The organism is Streptococcus sp. 29892 (assembly GCF_032594935.1).
GTDB classification, from domain to species: domain Bacteria; phylum Bacillota; class Bacilli; order Lactobacillales; family Streptococcaceae; genus Streptococcus; species Streptococcus hyiners.
Window position 1 is genome coordinate 851,071 of sequence record NZ_CP118734.1, and the last position, 17,928, is coordinate 868,998.

The following is a 17,928-nucleotide window of genomic DNA, read 5'->3' on the forward strand; positions in this document are numbered from 1 at the left end:
GATTAGAATGAAAGTGAGGTTTTCAAAATGGATTTGTTTGTGGATTGCAGGTATGGTATTGCAGGTGACATCATGAATGCTATAGATATTCAACCGTTTGGTTTAGGTTCACTCAGCTATCGTTTGCAAAATTCCAAAGGTATGCAGGTTGTTTTGACTGATTTTGGCGCAAGGATTGTTCAGATTTTACTCCCAGTGGAAGAAGAAAAGGGATTACGAAATGTCTGTCTAAGTCGTCATTCTGCAGAGGAATACCAAGAACCCCCCTATATTGGGGCGACTGTTGCTCCAGTAGCTGGTCGCTTGTTCCAAGGGGACATTACACTTTATGATCGTGTGCTAGAATTGACAGAGAACGGTCCTGGATTTTCCCTACATTCAGGACCAAAATCAGCTAGTATGCAGTTATGGCAGTCAGAATGCGATGCTAAAAACAATAGTGTCACCTTTACCTTGACCCTAGCCGATAACTACAATGGATTTCCAGGCCCTATTCAATTATCAGCTAGCTATTGTTTGAGAGAAGATAATTCACTCTATGTGAGCTACAAGGGAAGAAGTAGTCAAGCAACACTATTTAATCCTACCAACCATGCTTTCTTCAATTTGGCAGGAAATTTTATGGAGCCTATTCATGACCATATCTTACAGATGGAGGCTGATAGGGTTCAATATTATACTGAGGATGGCAGATTTGATGGCCTTCATCAGGTGAAGCAAACTCCTTATGATTTTCGTTCTGAAAAATCGTTTGGGGATGGATTAAGTCAATCTCATCCGCAGCTGGAGCTTTTAGGTGGTTTTGATAATTGCTGGCTACTGACATGTCCGGAAAAAGCAGCAACCGTGACCAGTCCAGATGGTAAGATTAAACTTCATCTTTCTACCAATCAAGACGGTGTGGTCATCTATACCTATAATAACAATAATCCAAAGCTTGCAGTCAAACAAGGAGCCTTTAGTTTAGAGTGCCTGGCTTCGATAGAGGAAAGTCACTTGCTGGAACCAGAAAAGACAGTAGAGTCTTGGACATGCTATCGATTTGAATACTAAAAGTTAAAAGAGCCGCATCTGCGACTCTTTTTGCTTTTAATTTTATCCAACAAATTCGTTGATTTCTTTTTCGATGTTGGCGATTTTTTCTTCTGCTTCAGCAAGTGTTTCACCGACTGTTGCGATGTAGAATTTGATTTTTGGTTCTGTTCCTGAAGGACGAACAGCGAACCAAGAATCATCTGCCAAGGTGTATTTCAAGACATCTGATGGAGGAGTAGTGAGTTTTTCAACATTTCCATCTTTATCTGTTTTGGTTTGAAGGGCAAAGTCCTCAAAGACTGCGATGTCTGTTGCGTTGAATTGAGCTGGTGAGTTATCGCGGAATTTAGCCATGATTGCCTTGATTTGCTCTGCACCATCTTTACCAGAAAGTGTAACAGAAATTGTTTTCTCAGCAAAGTAGCCGTATTCTTTGAAGATTTCATCGATACCGTCAGCCAAGGTCATGCCACGAGAACGGTAGTAGGCAGCAATTTCAGCAACCATAAGCACGGCTTGGATTGCATCCTTGTCACGCACGAATGGCTTAATCAAGTAGCCAAAGCTTTCTTCAAAACCAAACATGTAGGTATGGTTGTGTTTTTCTTCAAACTCTTGGATTTTCTCAGCGATGAATTTGAAACCAGTCAAGACATTGAACATGGTAGTACCGTAGCTTTCAGCAATCTTAGTTACCAACTCAGTAGATACGATTGACTTAGCTAGGGCAGCGTTTGCTGGAAGAGTTCCAGCTTGCTTGTGAGCTTCAAGGATGTATTTAGCGATGATAGCACCGATTTGGTTACCAGATAGGTTCCAGTATGAACCGTCAGCTTGACGAACTTCAACACCAACACGGTCAGCGTCAGGGTCTGTTGCAAGAAGGACATCTGCACCGACTTCACGGCCCAATTCTTCCGCAAGGGCAAAAGCAGCTTGGCTTTCTGGGTTTGGTGAAGCGACAGTAGAGAAGTCAGGGTCAGCAGTTGCTTGAGCTTCCACAACTTGCACAGACTCAAAACCAGCCTGTGCAAGGGCACGACGAGCCAACATTTCACCCGTACCATGAAGTGGTGTGTAGACAATCTTCATGTCCTTACCGTACTCAGCAATCAAGTCAGGATTGATGTTGAGGTCTTTGAGTTCTTCAAGATATTTAACGTCAGTTTCTTCGCCAAGAACCGTAATCAAACCATTTTCCTTACTTGCTTCAAGGTCAGCCAATTCAACTGCAAATGGATTGTCAATAGCACGGATGAAGTTGGTCAATGCATCTGCATCAGCAGGTGGCATTTGTCCACCGTCTTCGCCATATACCTTATATCCGTTGAATTCTTTCGGGTTGTGGCTGGCAGTCACCATGATACCTGCGATGGCATTGTAATGACGAACAGCAAATGACAATTCAGGAGTTGGGCGAAGGCTTTCAAATACATAAGATTTGATACCATGTGCTGCCAATACTTGAGCAGACTCAAAAGCAAATTCTGGAGAGAAGTGACGTGAGTCGTAAGCGATAGCTACACCACGTTTTTTAGCTTCTTCACCTTTTGATTCTACCAACTTTGCCAAACCTTCAGTAGCTTGACGTACAACGAAAACGTTGATACGGTTAGTACCAGCGCCAATATAGCCACGCATACCGGCTGTACCAAACTCAAGGTTTGTGTAGAAGGCATCTTCTTTGGTCTTTTCATCCATTGCGACTAATTCTTCACGCAAGTAGTCTGGAAGGTCTGCAAAGTCGAGCCATGTTTGATAGGTTTCTTGATAAGTCATCGCATATCTCCTTAAAAATATTTCTTTTAAACGCTTTCATTATACCATGTTTGAAAAGAAAAATCACGCTTTCACGTGATTTTCTGATATTTATTTTTTAACTTTCTGTAAGACTGGGACAATGGCAAGGGTTAGAATGGTGGCAATCGCCATTTCAGCGATAGAATTGACTGAAACGATTGCTGCAAGGACTGCCTTAATATCTCCTTTGAAAACACCGCCAAATAGAAAGAAAATACCTGACAGGACAAAGATGGTGTTTGTGAGTGTTCCGGTCAAGCCAGCGAGTGCAAGACCGGCCTTATTTTGCCACAATTTGTAAATATAATAAGGAGTAATCCCAATCAAAATCCGTGGTACAAGTGCGATGAGCACTGAGTAGAGATTTCCATTCTCAACAAAAGGTGAGAAGACATAGCTCAAAGGCGAAAGAATAATACTATTGCGGATGATACTCATAATTCCCATAAAACCACCCAGTTGAGCCCCAATACGAGGTCCATAAATAATACTTGCAATGATAACAGGGATATGGGTAACAGTCGGTTTGACCGGGAGGACAAAGGCTGCGAAGATAGCCTGGCTGATGGTTTCGATGACGACCATAACAGCGATAAAAATAGCTAGGGTTGCGACTTGGTTGGCTTTCTTAGTTTTCATTCAGAATAGAACTCACTTTCTCTAATATAATCTCGATTTCAGCTAGGGCACCTGTTCCAAAATCGCCACAGGCTAGAAGGGCTTCGCGTGGTTTAATTTCCTCAAAGCCGTATTCTATCAAGGTTTTGAGATTTTGCTGTGTGGCAGGGTTCAGGTACATATTGGTATTCATAGCAGGAGCAATCAGCTTTTTAGTCCCGATGGGCAGAGCCAGAGCTGTTGCAGTGACCATATTGTCTGCCAGTCCGTGAGCTAGTTTAGCGATGGTATTGGCAGAAGCTGGGGCTACTATAAATAATTCAGTTGCCTTGGCAATATCAATGTGTTTGATAGAACTAGGATTTTCTTCCAGCATGACATCTGTGTGGACCAGATTTTTTGACAGGGATTGGAAGGTCAAGGGCGTGATAAAGTCCATAGCAGAGCGGCTCATGAGGACAGTTACCTGATGGCCGAGCTTGGTCAATTGACTGGTTAAATCAGCAGCCTTGTAGGCGGAAATGGAGCCAGTTACAGCCAGAGTAATGTTAGCCATGTTTTTCTCCTTTTTCGAGAGTTTCCAAAATGAGTTGGGCAATTTCTTCTTTCGTCTGAGCTTGAACTTCGGAAGTCTTGTCTACTAAATAGGCAATATGTTGATTGCCCTTGATGTCTGTCAAGTCATTAGCAAGGATATAATCTGCACCATTGCGTTCAATGCTTTGGCGGGCAACAGCAAATAGTTCTTCCTTAGAAACATCGACCAAAAGTTTAAATCCGATGAGTTGGATAGTTGGATTCCATTGTTTGACATAGGAAATAACCTTTGGTGTTTTTTTGAGGAAAAGGACTTGGTAGTCATCCTTGGAAGAAATCTTGCTTTCAGCATTTTTCTTATCCAATAAGCTAGTAATATCTTCGGTTGCCTGAACCTCATCCAAGCCAGTCATGTAAACAGGTGTATAATCCGATACGGCCATGCTATGAATGAGGACATGGTGGGTCTTGACCAAGGGTTCTAAAGTTGATTGTAAACTTTCAACATTTGTAATTTCAATAATGGTTAAATTCTTCTGTGGTTCAGGTTTAACTGCCTGCTTGGTAGTGACAAGCGTGACTTCATGTCCAATCCTCAAAGCCTGTTCAGCAATGATTTTTCCAAGATTGCCAGAGGCATGATTGGTAATAGCACGAACTTGGTCAATGGCTTCACTGGTGCCACCTGTTGTAATCAATAGTTTCATGTTCATATTGTACTAGAATTTCCATTTTTCGTAAAGTTTCAGAGAAGGTCTTTTCACAAAGATTTACTAAATCATCTCCCTAACTGAAATGATTGTGGTTTCATCGGGAATAATTGTATCTAAAAACCGTACATTATCTGTAATAACTTCGGAAAATATGCGAAAATCATTTTTTCTATGGTATAATGTTTGTGAAAAATATGGAAATGGAGCTCTCATGAAAACAGATATTGAAATTGCACAAAGTGTGACCTTGAAACCCATTACTGAAATCGTTGAAAAAGTTGGTATCAGTTTTGACGATATTGAACTCTATGGAAAATACAAGGCAAAATTGTCCTTTGATAAAATCAATGCGGTAAAAGACAATGCGCCTGGTAAGCTAATCTTGGTGACTGCTATCAACCCAACACCTGCAGGAGAAGGGAAGTCAACCATTACTATCGGTTTGGCTGATGCTTTGTCAAAAATTGGTAAGAAAACCATGATTGCCCTTCGTGAGCCTTCTTTGGGTCCAGTTATGGGTATCAAGGGGGGAGCTGCTGGCGGTGGCTTTGCCCAAGTCTTGCCAATGGAAGATATTAACTTACACTTTACTGGCGATATGCACGCTATTACGACTGCCAACAATGCTCTCTCTGCCTTGATTGATAACCATATCCATCAAGGAAATGCGATTGGCCTTGACCAGCGCCGTATCATCTGGAAACGTGTTGTGGACCTCAACGACCGCGCGCTTCGTAAGGTGACGGTTGGCTTGGGTGGGCCGCTCAATGGTATTCCACATGAAGATGGTTTTGACATTACGGTGGCATCTGAAATCATGGCAATCTTGTGTTTGGCGACGGACATCAACGACTTGAAAGAACGCTTGGCAAATATTGTGATCGGTTATCGTTTCGATAGCAGTCCTGTCTATGTGCGTGATTTGGCGGTGGAAGGTGCTTTGACCCTCATTTTGAAGGATGCCATTAAACCAAACCTTGTCCAAACCATCTATGGCACGCCAGCCTTTGTCCATGGTGGACCATTTGCTAACATCGCCCATGGCTGTAACTCAGTGCTCGCTACCACAACAGCTCTGCGATTGGCCGACTATACCGTCACAGAAGCAGGATTTGGTGCTGACCTTGGAGCAGAGAAATTCCTTGATATTAAAGTTCCAAACTTGCCAAAAGCTCCGGATGCAGTGGTCATTGTTGCCACTCTTCGTGCCCTAAAAATGCATGGTGGTGTAGCTAAGACAGAACTTTCTACTGAAAATGTAGAGGCAGTGAAAGCTGGTTTTTCTAACTTGAAGCGTCACGTTGAAAATATCCAGAAATATGGTATTCCAGCAGTCGTTGCTATCAATGAATTTGTATCTGACACAGCTGACGAAATCGCTGCATTGAAAGAACTTTGCGCTGAGATTGGTGTACCTGTTGAATTGGCTAGCGTATGGGCAAACGGTGCTGACGGTGGTGTTGAATTGGCTGAAACAGTTGTTGCTACTATTGAAAATCAAGCAGCCAACTACCAACGACTTTACAAGGCAGACGATAGCTTGGAAGAAAAAGTGACTAAGATTGTTACCCAAATCTACGGTGGTACTGGTGTCGTTTTCGAGAAGAAGGCTCGTAATCAATTGGCTGAATTTGCTAAGAATGGTTGGGATAAATTGCCAGTCTGCATGGCCAAGACCCAATACAGCTTCTCAGATGATCAGTTTGCTCTTGGTGCACCCACAGGCTTTGACATTACAGTCCGTGAATTCGTTCCAAAATTGGGAGCAGGTTTCATCGTTGCTCTTACAGGTGATGTCATGACTATGCCAGGTCTTCCAAAAGCCCCTGCAGCCCTCAATATGGATGTGGCAGAAGATGGAACAGCTATTGGGTTGTTCTAGATAGAACAATAGAAGTTTATAAAATAGGATTGCCGGCAAGAAAAAAGCATAGACTCATTTTATTTAGGTAAAATGAGTCTATGCTTTTCTGTTTATGTGAGTTTAGACGCTCTTTATTTAGAGAAATAGTCTGACTATTTGTAGAATGTGTCTCCTCAGTAATTTTTATAATTCTTGAAATGAATGTTTCATCTCCACCTAATAAGCATACCAAGCGACACCTTCATAGATCCAACCTCTTTCTTGAAGTACTCTGACTTCATTTTTATCCAAGGTATAGTGATGGGAACCACTGACTAATCCTGGATGAAACAAACGATGCACTTCTTTGTTTCCATTTGAATACCATCCGATACCTTCTTGTTTCCAACCAAATCGACTTGTTAAAACGTTTACCTCATGTTTATCCAAGGTATAGTGATGGTCTTTGAGAATGGGATTATAGAGACGATAAACAGGTTTGTCATTTGAAGTAGCATTTATGAAATGCCAAGCAATTCCTTCATCATTTCCCCATCCAATTTTTACCAGATAATCTTTTTCATGCTCATCTGAGGTATAAAAATGCTCGTGGTTAACTGGATTATATAGTCTATACATAGGAATTGGAGTGTCTAATTGGTGGGGTTCATTGGTTTCGAGGACGGTTACAGTGAAGGTCGTCTTTTCTGGGGAAGTTTGTTGTTGTGAAGAAACGGGAGTCTGTCCTAAATAAACACCAGGAAAATAAGTCCAATTTTTTTGTGATAATTCATTTAAAAAACTTTGTTTTTTATCTGGTTGTGCTGGAAGGACGGTAACGGATGTTATTCCAGCTTTAAGTGCTTTCCAATCTCCTTTTTCTCCTATTGATAGCACAGAAGCATCCTCTACCTCAAAATCAAGACTGAATTCTAAGTCGTAGTAACTATCTGAGAGGCTACGGCGTATTTGTCCAAAATCGCCCACTCTAACTTCTGTTGGTAGGGTTAGATTGTCCAACTCAACTTTCTGACTATGGTCTGCTATGTAAGGATTTCTTTCTGCTGCTGTAAGGGTTGCGCCTCCCCAAAATAGTAGCAACAATCCTAGAGACAATGAAATTATAAAAATAGTTTTGTTTTTCATCTTGTTTCCCTTCTATTAACGAACCACAGTCCAATTGACATGTTTTATTTTTCAACTTCTAATAGTAAATCTTCCTAACTTATTTTTATCACTTTAATTATACAAGAGTGAAATCGAAATGTCAATATATTATATTTTTTTGGTGAAAAAGTAGGTGTGAGAGAACTTTTTAATCATACTTCTCGGTATTTACAAACCTTTCTAAAACGAATTTAAAAAGTTAAGATAAAGCTAGGATAAAGGAACTGGTGAGGTGGGTTGGAAAGTCAGGATAGCATAAAGATGATTAGATAAAAAAACATAGAATCACAATTAGTAAAGGTGATTTTATGCTTATCATTTAGTCTCTTTGTTAGTTTATTCTGCAAATGTATCAACTGTTCGATAGGCAAGAAGTCCCAGCAAGACACTAGCCATCGGAAGCAGGGTTGTTAAAATATCTGTATGCAATGGTGAGTTAAAGAAGAAGTGCAGACCGATACTTGCCGCAATCCAAAGCACACCTTGAACTTTTGATATAGCTGTTTGTTTGGTAAAAAGTGCCACCATACCAACCGCAAAGAGCATGGTAAATACCCAGTGGGTCCAACCAGCCTGTCCAACACGACCGATAATGGTCTCAAACCCATCCAGTTTACCAATAAACATATCACGAAAAGTGAACATGATATCTTCAACGATTTGGAAACTAAGACCCGCGATAATACCACTGACCAAGGCATATTTGAGAGTCATTTTTCTTGCAATTAGTAAAACCAAGACAACAACCAGAGCCTTGCCAAACTCTTCTGCAAACGGGGCAGAAACAGCAGCCCCCCAGTCATAACGAAAATCATCGCTGACCTTAACAATCTCTAGCAAAAAGTAACCGATAGCAGTGTGTCCATAGTCTGAAAAAGCCACTCCGGCAGTTAGTCCCAAAATCCAACTCAAATGACTAACTTTATTAGAAATTGCATAGCGTTTTTCCAAATAGCTGATAAAATAGACCAGAGGAATGATATAGAGGGCAGCAACAGAAATAGTCAGTAAAAATAAGGGATACTTGGCTTCCATGCCATTCGGCTTGGCCAGTTCATCAAAAATCATCTTGCAGCCACTGACAAAACCAAGGCTGGCAAGAATAAGGGCAAACTGACTTTTATAGGTATTCCATAGGTGTTTCATAAGATTCCTTTCGTATGCTTAGTAAAGAAGATAAGACAAGACTGTCAGACCGATGACATCAGCCAGACTATGAGCTAAAAAGAAGGGCAGTAGATTACGGGGCTGGCGTTTTTGATAGAGAAAATGAAAGAGAAGCCCCACAATCAAGCCAAGACCAATTCCAGCCACCAGACCTTGATAGGTGTGAAAACTAGCCCGAACCAGGAGCGAGAAGGGAAGAATCCACTTACTCTCCTCGGGTTTGTTCATAAAACATAGCCCCAGAAAAAAGATTTCCTCGTAAAAGCCATTGAGGAGGGAGTAGGCTAGCAGGGTGATGTCAATGTGTGGCAGAAGGTTGAACATGGAGGGCATGACTGGACTTGTCAACTGATAGGTCAACAAGTGAAAAATATCCATACAGAAGGCCGCCAATCCGAAAATCAGCAGTGCTTGTAAGGGAACCCAAGGTGTCCAGCATATTCGTTTTGTCAACTGAAAAATATCCACCTTCCGCCAGATAAGATAGGCGAGAGCTAAGCTGAGCCAGACCAACTGGATCAGCAAGGCCTTGATATTGTCAAGAGGTGTAAAGGTCAAATTCTCCGCCAGGCTGGTTTGTTGAGTGAAAAGACCGATACACTGTAAGGTCGAATTGATGATTCCCTCTCCGAATAAAATCACAGCTACAACTAGCAAATCCACGGAGGAGATATACTTCTTCTTTTCTTTTAACATAAGTATCCTTTCTAGTTTCTATCCCCAGTTTAGCAAATCCAACTATTCTCACCCTACCTGTCATCTGTTTTTTATCTGTTTTTTGTAGCGATTGTCAAAAATTAGTTGAGTCCTCAGACAAATAAGCCTATAATGGAGAGAGAAGAGAAAGAAAAGGGAACGGCTATGGCACGCATTTTGGTACTGGAAGACGACACTGTTATCAACCAGGTTGTCTGTGAATTTTTGAAGGAAGAGGGGCACGAAGTCCTGAGTTTTGTCAATGGCAGAGCAGCTTATCAAGCTAGTCAGGAAAGCCGGTTTGACCTCCTTATTCTAGACATCATGGTCCCTGAGATGACCGGCTTGGAAGTCTTACAGGAAGTTCGGAAAAAATCGACAATTCCCATTCTCATGCTGACAGCCTTGGAGGACGAATGCACTCAGCTTCTGTCTTTTAATCAGCAGATTAGTGATTATGTCACCAAGCCCTTTTCTCCCCTTATCCTGATGAAACGGGTTGAGAATATTCTCCGTCAGGAATGTCAAACGGATCAACTGGTGGTTGGAACCATCAGCCTATCTGAAAAAACAGGTATGGTTTATGACCAGGGCAAGCTAGTTTCCTTGACCCAGAAGGAGTATGGCATTCTACACTATCTGATCAAGCACAAGGGCCAGATTGTCAGTCGAGACGGCATGATGTTGGATATCTGGGGCTATACAGAATTGGATAGTCGCGTTCTTGACAACCACATCAAAAATCTGAGAAAGAAATTACCAGACCTTCCCCTAAAAACGGTCATTGGCCGTGGTTATCAGTTGGAGACCTAAGATGAAACTAGCCAAAAAACAATTCCTCATCGTAACTCTAATGGTCAGCCTGACCTCACTTATCTTGCTTGGTCTACTCTACCATGCCATGCCTATCTATTACAATCAGGCCAAGAAAGACCAGCTCAAGCAGGAATATAACCAAGTTCTTAGTACCCTAGAGGGTCAGGATCAGGCAAGTATTCTCGCCAGTTTGAACGCCTACGACCAAGATTCCCCCGACCTACTTTTGACCCTCCATTCTGCCGATCAGGAGATTATCTATCCTTCGCAGGAAGAGAGCAGTCAGGAGCGAGGAAGTAGTTATCTGGAGCAAGGCCAGTACGATGAGATTGGCTCTTGGTCGGCTCTTGTCACTACAAAAGAAGGCAAGGAGTTAGTTCTCACAGCCGAATATGGCTTCTATACCCTATCAGGAGTCAGTCAAACTCTCTTGACCTTCTATCCCTTTGTGCTCCTCTTGATTATTGCCCTATCCGTGACCTCGGCCTTTATTTATAGCCGCTTCTCAACTCGTAGGATTACCCATCTCTCTGTGACGACACGGCAAATGCAAAGTTTACAAGCAGGTCTGGTCTGTCAAGTGACGGGGCGTGATGAGATTGCTACTTTGGCTCAGGACATTAACCATCTTTATGGAAAATTGCAGAGCAGCATAGAAGAGTTGCGGGAAGAAAACGAGCGTAGCCTGGTGCGTGAGAAGGAGAAATCTGACTTTCTCCGTATGACCTCACATGAACTCAAAACGCCCATTGCCAGCATGACCGGTCTGGTCGAGGGCATGCTTTATAATGTCGGGGAGTTCAAGGACCATCAGACCTACCTAGCTAAGTGTCGTGATATCCTAGCTGAGCAAGCAGCCCTCGTTCAGTCTATCTTAGAAGCTACCACAGTGGATATGGCTATAAAAAACAAGGGAGAAGAAATAGCCCTTCACAGCCTGCTTAAAGAAATCCTACCTTCCTATGTTGACTGGGCATTGTTAGAAGGCTATCCGTTTCAAACTGACTTGGAAGAAGTCTTTATTCATGGGAATCCGATCTATCTAACCAAGGCTCTAAAAAATATCCTGGACAATGCCTTTCGTTATACCAGCCCACAGGCAAGCATCAAACTCAAACTCCAGGCCAATCAGCTTTTGATAGATAATCAGGTTTCTCATTTGCTCAGCCAGGAAGAACTTGACCAAGTCTTCCAGCCTTTCTACCGACCAGATTACAGTCGTAGCAAGGAGGACGGAGGGACAGGTATTGGACTCTACCTGGTCAAGCAGATTTTGGACAGTCACCAGTTTTCTTATGAATTTTTCCCGCTTGATCATCATACCATGCGGTTCGTCATTCGGTTTTAAGACATGAAATCCCTTATTTTTCAAGGGATTTTTTGTTATCCGTAGCAGAATTGTGCCAAAAATTTTCTTTTTTGATAGACTAGGGTTGAAAAAACAAAAGGAGTATCTTATGGAACAATTTGATTTGTTAGTTATCGGTTTTGGTAAGGCTGGAAAGACCTTAGCAGGAAAGCTTTCTGCAGCTGGTAAAAAGGTAGCTTTGGTTGAGGAAAATCCTGCCATGTTTGGTGGCACCTGTATCAATATCGGCTGTATTCCAACCAAGACCCTCTTGGTAGCAGCGGATAAAAACTGGACCTTTGAGCAGGTCATGGAGCAAAAAGAAACCATCACCACTCGTCTTCGCAACAAAAACGAAGCAGTCTTGAAAGGCAGTGGAGCTCATCTCTATCAAGGTCACGCGCGTTTTGTGGCTGACAAGGTTGTGGAGGTAGTTGCCGGAGAAGAAAGCCTTCAGTTAACTGCTGAAACTGTTATCATTAACACAGGTGCCAAGTCGCGTGTTCTTCCAATTCCTGGCTTGTTGGATACGCCAAACGTTTATGACAGTACTGGCATTCAGAATTTGGAGGTTCGTCCTGACAAGCTGGCAATTATCGGCGGAGGCAACATCGGACTGGAATTTGCTGGTCTTTATAGCAAACTCGGCAGTCAGGTGACAGTATATGAAGCCAGCTCTGCTATTTTACCAAGAGAAGAGGAAGTGGTTTCCAAGCTAGCTAAGGAGTATATGGAAGAAGCTGGCGTGACCTTCGTATTGGGTGCGAAAATCGAGCAAGTGGCTGCAGCAGGAGAGCAGGTTGCCCTGACGGTTAATGGAGAAACGGCAGTCTTTGATGCTGTCCTCTATGCGACAGGTCGTGTGCCAAACACTGCTGATCTGGGCTTGGAAAATACGGCGATTGAGCTTTTGGAAAATGGCGCTGTTAAGGTGGATGACTACTGCGAAACCACAGTTCCAGGTGTCTATGCAGTGGGCGATGTCAATGGTGGCCCACAATTCACTTACACATCCCTAGACGACTTCCGTATCGTTTTCGGTAAGTTGACTGGAACTGGAACTTACAGCTTGAGCCAACGTAAGTCAATCCCAACCAGCGTCTTCATTACGCCTGTACTTTCTCGTGTTGGTCTGACCGAGAAGGAAGCCAAAGAAGCGGGTTACGACTACATTGCCAATGAATTGCCTGTTGCCAATATGCCACGCGCCCATGTCAACAACGACCTCAAGGGTATTTTCAAGGTTATCGTGGATAAGGAAAGTAAGCTGGTTCTGGGTGCGACTCTCTTTGGTCGCAATTCTGAGGAGCTGATTAACTTGATTGCTATGGCCATTGATAATAAAATCCCTTATACCTACTTCAAGACTCAAATCTTCACCCATCCGACTATGGCTGAGAATTTGAATGATGTCTTTAATTTTTAATAGTGTAATAACCGTCCGAAAGGGCGGTTTTTCTTCTTCCATGTTACAATAAGGTATCAACCATTGGAGGTTTTATATGAAATGGAATAAAAAACTAGCACTTAGTGCTGTCTTAGTCGCAAGTTTGTTTACTTTGTCAGCCTGTCAGTCGATTTCAAATTGGTGGAAAAATACCAAGGAAGAATGGATTGGTTTGGAAATGACAGTTCGGACATTTGATGAAAATTCTCAGTTAATCGATGAGATGTCTGGTAAGTCCCTATCGATTTCGCGGAATGAGGAGTTTGACTCCGTGGATGCCGAAGGCTATTCCAATGCGGATTCGTCTGTTTTGAAGGTGACACTTGGTAATTATGAAATTGACCATGTTGGTTCGTCTTTGATTGCTGCAGAAGAAGGCTTGGAGGATTTATTTGCCAAGTATCAATCTTCTGTAGATATGGTCAACTATGATCCATCTATTCCCATTGTTAATCGGATGGTTTCTAGCCTGAAAAATGATTTTACAGGTAAAGCAAAGGTTGTTTTAATTCGTTCGCAAAACGGAACTCCTCTTGCGACCTATGCTGGTGATAAGGTGTCCCTCTATGCTTCTGATGCGCCTAAGACTTCTGAACTCTTAATTGACGGCAAGCGTTTGATTATTTACCGCTGTGACTATACGATTTATGACAGAGAATTGTTGGAGTAAAAATGATACACATTCGGTCAGTTAAGATAGAGGATGCTGCAGATTTGGTGGCTATCTACGCTCCTTATGTTGAAGGTACCGCCATTACTTTTGAAACAGAAGTGCCGACTGTGGCGGACTTTGCCGGTCGTATTGAAAAGACTTTGGAGAAATTTCCCTATCTAGTCGCTGAAGAAGATGGGCGAGTTGTGGGCTATGCTTATGCATCGACCTACTATGCCCGTGCTGCTTACGATTGGACAGTTGAATTGTCTGTTTATGTCAGTAAATTGGCACGTGGAAAAGGGATCGGAAGTCTTTTATATGATGCCTTGGAAGAAGACTTGACGGCGCGTGGCTTTAAAAACTTTTTAGCCTGTATTGCTCTTCCTAATCCAGCCTCGCTTTCACTCCATGAGAAGAGAGGGTATGAACAGGTAGCACATTTCAAAAATGTTGGTTATAAATTTGATACATGGCACGATATTGTCTGGCTTCAAAAATCTTTGGTTGGTGAAATGGATGAAAATTGAAGAATTAGAGAAACGGCTCAATGCTGTGGCAGACGCTAGTCAAGCCCAGCCTATGAAAGCTTATATGAAAAATAACTTTGAATTCTTGGGTGTACGAACACCTGACCGCCGAAAAGTTGCCAAGCAGTTTTTCAAAGATTTCAAGGCACAGGGAATTGACTGGGATTTTGTGGAGGCTTGTTGGGAAAAGCATTATCGTGAGTTTCAGTATATCGCCATTGATTACCTGGTTACTAAGAAAAAAGACCTGGTTTTAACTGATTTACCACGCTTGAAAAAATTAGCCCAGACCAAGTCTTGGTGGGATAGTATTGACGGTCTTGATAAATTAGTAGGCAAGATTGTAGTGGACAATTCAGAGGCCGAGCAGACCATTTTAGAATGGAGCCTCGATGATGATTTCTGGTTGAGGCGAATTGCCATTGACCACCAACTTTTACAAAAAGAAAAGACAGATACAGAACTACTTGAGAAGATTCTCGTTAACAATCTCAATCAGACAGAATTTTTCATCAATAAGGCAATTGGCTGGAGTTTGCGGGATTATTCCAAGACCACTCCTGACTGGGTGCGGGATTTTCTTGATAAATATAGTTCTCAAATGGCAGGTCTATCCATTCGTGAAGCCAGTAAGTACATTTAGGAGTGGATATGTCTAAAGTATATGAATTTGAAGCAATTATCCACCCTGTTCCAGATAAGGGAGGAGCCTATGTCATCTTTCCTTATGATATTCGAGAGGAATTTGGCAAAGGCAGAGTAAAAGTCCATGCGACTTTTGATGAACATCCTTATGATGGTTCAATCGTAAATATGGGAGTTTGTGATACAGAAGGGAATATCTGCTATATTATCGGAATTCAGAAGGCTATTCGAGCTGTCATAGGTAAACAGGCTGGTGATAGAGTACAAGTGACTATTCAAGAACGAATGGACTAATCAGGCTTGCAAATCCTTGAGATTATGGTAGAATAGTTACATGCGATGAGCCGAGTAGTGACTTTGTCACATTCGACGCTAGGGAGGTCTTCATTAGATTGAAACGCAGGAGCGGACCTTGGTTAGATGCTGTGAACCTTCTAACCTCATCGGAAACGATGCCCTTGCCCACCTTTTAGGTGGGCTTTTTTTGAATTCCAGACTTTTCATTTTATAAAATTATGGTATAATTATGAAATAACAAATTTTTAGAAAATTTTGAAGAATTGATCTAAAGGAGATTTTTTATGGCTTATGTAGTAGCTGTTGTTGGTGCGACTGGTGCAGTTGGTGCCCAAATGATTAAAATGTTGGAAGAGTCAACTTTACCAATCGAGAAAGTACGTTTCTTGGCATCTGCTCGTTCAGCAGGTAAGACCTTGCAGTTCAAGGGACAGGATATTGTCATTGAAGAAACAACAGAGACAGCTTTTGAAGGAGTGGATATTGCCCTCTTCTCAGCTGGTGGATCTACATCTGCCAAGTACGCTCCTTATGCTGTGAAAGCTGGTGCAGTTGTCGTTGATAACACATCATATTTCCGTCAAAATCCAGATGTTCCCTTGGTTGTTCCTGAGGTAAATGCTCACGCATTAGATGCCCACAATGGTATCATTGCTTGTCCTAACTGTTCAACTATTCAGATGATGGTTGCTTTGGAGCCTGTTCGTCAGAAATGGGGCTTGGAGAGGATTATCGTATCTACTTATCAGGCAGTTTCTGGTGCAGGTATGGGAGCAATCTTAGAAACTCAAGCTCAATTGCGTGCTGTTTTGAATGACGGTGTGGAGCCAAAAGCGGTAGAAGCGAATATTCTTCCTTCTGGTGGTGATAAGAAACACTATCCAATCGGCTTTAACGCAATTCCTCAAATCGACCTCTTCACTGAAAATGACTACACCTACGAAGAGATGAAGATGACTAAGGAAACCAAGAAAATCATGGAAGATGACAGCATTGCCGTTTCTGCAACCTGTGTCCGTATTCCAGTATTATCTGCTCACTCTGAGTCTGTCTACATCGAAACCAAAGAAATTGCTCCAATTGATGAGGTAAAAGCAGCAATTGCTGCCTTCCCAGGTGCAGTTTTGGAAGATGATGTGGCTAATCAAGTCTATCCGCAAGCTATTAATGCAGTTGGAAGCCGTGATACTTTCGTGGGTCGTATCCGTAAGGATTTGGATAAGGAAAACGGTATTCACATGTGGGTTGTTTCTGACAACTTGCTCAAGGGTGCAGCGTGGAACTCAGTTCAAATCGCTGAAACTCTCCATGAACGTGGATTGGTTCGTCCAACTGCAGAATTGAAATTTGAATTGAAATAAGTTTGAGAACTTAGAAAACAAAGGCTGGTTTCAGCCTTTTTTGGCAAGAGAAAGAGAGAAAATCTATGTCTATTCAAGATTTACGCGATGTAAAAATCATTACAGCCATGATTACACCCTTTAAGGAAGATGGGGCAATTAACTATGATGTTTTGCCAGAATTGGTTGAGCATTTGTTGGCTCATCATACGGAAGGGATTTTGTTGGCAGGAACAACTGCCGAAAGTCCAACCCTGACACACGCAGAAGAGTTAGAATTATTTGCGGCGGTACAAAATATTGTCGATGGACGCGTGCCTTTGATTGCTGGTATCGGTACCAATGATACCCGTGACTCCATCGAGTTTGCCAAGGAAGTAGCGGCTTTCGGTGGCTTTGCTGCTGGACTTGCTATTGTGCCGTATTACAATAAGCCTTCACAAGAAGGTATGTACCAACACTTCAAGGCTATCGCGGATGCTTCTGATTTGCCAATCATTATCTACAATATCCCAGGTCGTGTTGTCGTTGAAATGACGCCTGAAACCATGTTGCGTTTAGCGGAACATCCAAATATTATCGGTGTTAAAGAGTGTACCAGCCTTGCTAACATGGCTTACTTGATTGAGAATAAGCCGGAGGATTTCTTAATTTATACTGGTGAAGACGGCGATGCCTTCCATGCTATGAACTTGGGTGCAGATGGTGTAATCTCAGTCGCTTCCCATACCAATGGCGATGAAATGTATGAGATGTTTACTGCCATTGAGCAGCAAGATATCCGAACAGCAGCAGCCATTCAACGCAAGTTTATTCCGAAAGTTAATGCTCTATTCTCCTATCCTAGTCCTGCACCAGTCAAGGCAGTTCTCAATTACATGGGATTTGAAGTTGGACCACTCCGCTTACCATTGGTACCTTGTCCAGAAGAAGATGCAAAACGCATTATCAAAGTCGTAGTTGACGGCGACTACGAAGCAACCAAAGCAACTGTGACAGGAGTTGTAAGACCGGATTATTAAAAATGTCTGGGGGAGTGAAACAGTTCGGGGAACTGTTTCAGCTGGTCACCAAGAAATACGAAAGTGACCATAGAAGACCCGAGCCTAGAAACTGGAAAGCGAGGATAGTCTACGGATAGACTGTTTTAACGCGAGCTCGAAAATACGAAAGCGAGGCTTGTTCGGGGGACACGAATAGTCCAGCGGAGTGAAACAGTTCGGTGGATACGAATATTCCGGTGGACTATTCGTACCTGAGCCTGCAAACCAAAAAGC

General features: G+C 42.4%; 18 protein-coding genes. 11 read left to right on the plus strand and 7 right to left on the minus strand.

Annotation, left to right across the window (positions count from 1 at the left end; genetic code table 11):
- Positions 1–27 precede the first annotated feature (27 nt).
- Positions 28–1,053 (plus strand): aldose epimerase family protein, encoded by a 1,026-nt coding sequence (locus tag PW220_RS04315; RefSeq protein ID WP_248054431.1) that lies wholly within the window; start codon positions 28–30, stop codon positions 1,051–1,053.
- A 42-nt stretch (positions 1,054–1,095) separates the two neighbouring features.
- On the opposite strand, the gene PW220_RS04320 is transcribed toward PW220_RS04315, so the two are convergent.
- The 4 genes from PW220_RS04320 to PW220_RS04335 form a co-directional block, all read right to left on the minus strand.
- Positions 1,096–2,814 (minus strand): phospho-sugar mutase, encoded by a 1,719-nt coding sequence (locus PW220_RS04320; protein ID WP_248054430.1) that lies wholly within the window; start codon positions 2,812–2,814, stop codon positions 1,096–1,098.
- A 90-nt stretch (positions 2,815–2,904) separates the two neighbouring features.
- The gene (locus PW220_RS04325) at positions 2,905–3,474 is read right to left on the minus strand and encodes an ECF transporter S component (RefSeq protein WP_248054428.1); all 570 of its coding nucleotides are present in this window, start codon (positions 3,472–3,474) and stop codon (positions 2,905–2,907) included.
- A complete protein-coding gene (gene coaC, locus PW220_RS04330; RefSeq protein ID WP_248054426.1) occupies positions 3,464–4,009 on the minus strand; it encodes a phosphopantothenoylcysteine decarboxylase in 546 nt (181 codons plus the stop codon). The genes PW220_RS04325 and coaC overlap by 11 nt, the downstream gene beginning before the upstream one ends.
- Entirely contained in the window at positions 4,002–4,697 is a 696-nt protein-coding gene (locus PW220_RS04335; RefSeq protein ID WP_248054424.1) for a phosphopantothenate--cysteine ligase, read from the minus strand. The genes coaC and PW220_RS04335 overlap by 8 nt, the downstream gene beginning before the upstream one ends.
- 217 nt (positions 4,698–4,914) lie before the next feature.
- Here PW220_RS04335 and PW220_RS04340 point away from each other — a divergent pair, with 217 nt between their 5' ends.
- On the plus strand, positions 4,915–6,585 hold the full coding sequence (locus PW220_RS04340) for a formate--tetrahydrofolate ligase (RefSeq protein ID WP_248054422.1): 1,671 nt from the start codon (positions 4,915–4,917) through the stop codon (positions 6,583–6,585).
- Between the two features lie 198 nt (positions 6,586–6,783).
- On the opposite strand, the gene PW220_RS04345 is transcribed toward PW220_RS04340, so the two are convergent.
- The 3 genes from PW220_RS04345 to PW220_RS04355 all read right to left on the minus strand — a co-directional run bounded on the left by PW220_RS04345 (position 6,784) and on the right by PW220_RS04355 (position 9,576).
- Positions 6,784–7,692, minus strand: a complete 909-nt coding sequence (locus tag PW220_RS04345) for a hypothetical protein (RefSeq protein ID WP_248054421.1) — start codon at positions 7,690–7,692, stop codon at positions 6,784–6,786.
- Positions 7,693–8,049: 357 nt separating this feature from the next.
- A complete protein-coding gene (locus PW220_RS04350) occupies positions 8,050–8,859 on the minus strand; it encodes a PrsW family glutamic-type intramembrane protease (protein ID WP_248054419.1) in 810 nt (269 codons plus the stop codon).
- Positions 8,860–8,877: 18 nt separating this feature from the next.
- The gene (locus PW220_RS04355; protein ID WP_248054417.1) at positions 8,878–9,576 is read right to left on the minus strand and encodes a CPBP family intramembrane glutamic endopeptidase; all 699 of its coding nucleotides are present in this window, start codon (positions 9,574–9,576) and stop codon (positions 8,878–8,880) included.
- A 165-nt stretch (positions 9,577–9,741) separates the two neighbouring features.
- On the opposite strand from PW220_RS04355, the gene PW220_RS04360 reads away from it, so the two are divergent.
- The 9 genes from PW220_RS04360 to dapA all read left to right on the plus strand — a co-directional run bounded on the left by PW220_RS04360 (position 9,742) and on the right by dapA (position 17,673).
- The gene (locus tag PW220_RS04360; RefSeq protein WP_248054415.1) at positions 9,742–10,389 is read left to right on the plus strand and encodes a response regulator transcription factor; all 648 of its coding nucleotides are present in this window, start codon (positions 9,742–9,744) and stop codon (positions 10,387–10,389) included.
- Position 10,390: 1 nt separating this feature from the next.
- A complete protein-coding gene (locus PW220_RS04365; protein WP_248054413.1) occupies positions 10,391–11,740 on the plus strand; it encodes a sensor histidine kinase in 1,350 nt (449 codons plus the stop codon).
- Between the two features lie 109 nt (positions 11,741–11,849).
- Entirely contained in the window at positions 11,850–13,166 is a 1,317-nt protein-coding gene (locus tag PW220_RS04370; RefSeq protein WP_248054412.1) for an FAD-containing oxidoreductase, read from the plus strand.
- Positions 13,167–13,242: 76 nt separating this feature from the next.
- Positions 13,243–13,857 (plus strand): DUF5052 family protein, encoded by a 615-nt coding sequence (locus tag PW220_RS04375; RefSeq protein ID WP_248054410.1) that lies wholly within the window; start codon positions 13,243–13,245, stop codon positions 13,855–13,857.
- 2 nt (positions 13,858–13,859) lie between these two features.
- Positions 13,860–14,369, plus strand: a complete 510-nt coding sequence (locus PW220_RS04380; protein WP_248054409.1) for a GNAT family N-acetyltransferase — start codon at positions 13,860–13,862, stop codon at positions 14,367–14,369.
- On the plus strand, positions 14,359–15,012 hold the full coding sequence (locus PW220_RS04385; RefSeq protein WP_248054407.1) for a DNA alkylation repair protein: 654 nt from the start codon (positions 14,359–14,361) through the stop codon (positions 15,010–15,012). The genes PW220_RS04380 and PW220_RS04385 overlap by 11 nt, the downstream gene beginning before the upstream one ends.
- A gap of 8 nt (positions 15,013–15,020) precedes the next feature.
- On the plus strand, positions 15,021–15,308 hold the full coding sequence (locus PW220_RS04390; RefSeq protein WP_248054405.1) for a DUF1905 domain-containing protein: 288 nt from the start codon (positions 15,021–15,023) through the stop codon (positions 15,306–15,308).
- 287 nt (positions 15,309–15,595) lie between these two features.
- On the plus strand, positions 15,596–16,672 hold the full coding sequence (locus tag PW220_RS04395) for an aspartate-semialdehyde dehydrogenase (protein ID WP_248054403.1): 1,077 nt from the start codon (positions 15,596–15,598) through the stop codon (positions 16,670–16,672).
- 65 nt (positions 16,673–16,737) lie between these two features.
- Entirely contained in the window at positions 16,738–17,673 is a 936-nt protein-coding gene (gene dapA / locus PW220_RS04400) for a 4-hydroxy-tetrahydrodipicolinate synthase (RefSeq protein WP_248054401.1), read from the plus strand.
- The last annotated feature ends 255 nt before the right edge of the window (positions 17,674–17,928 follow it).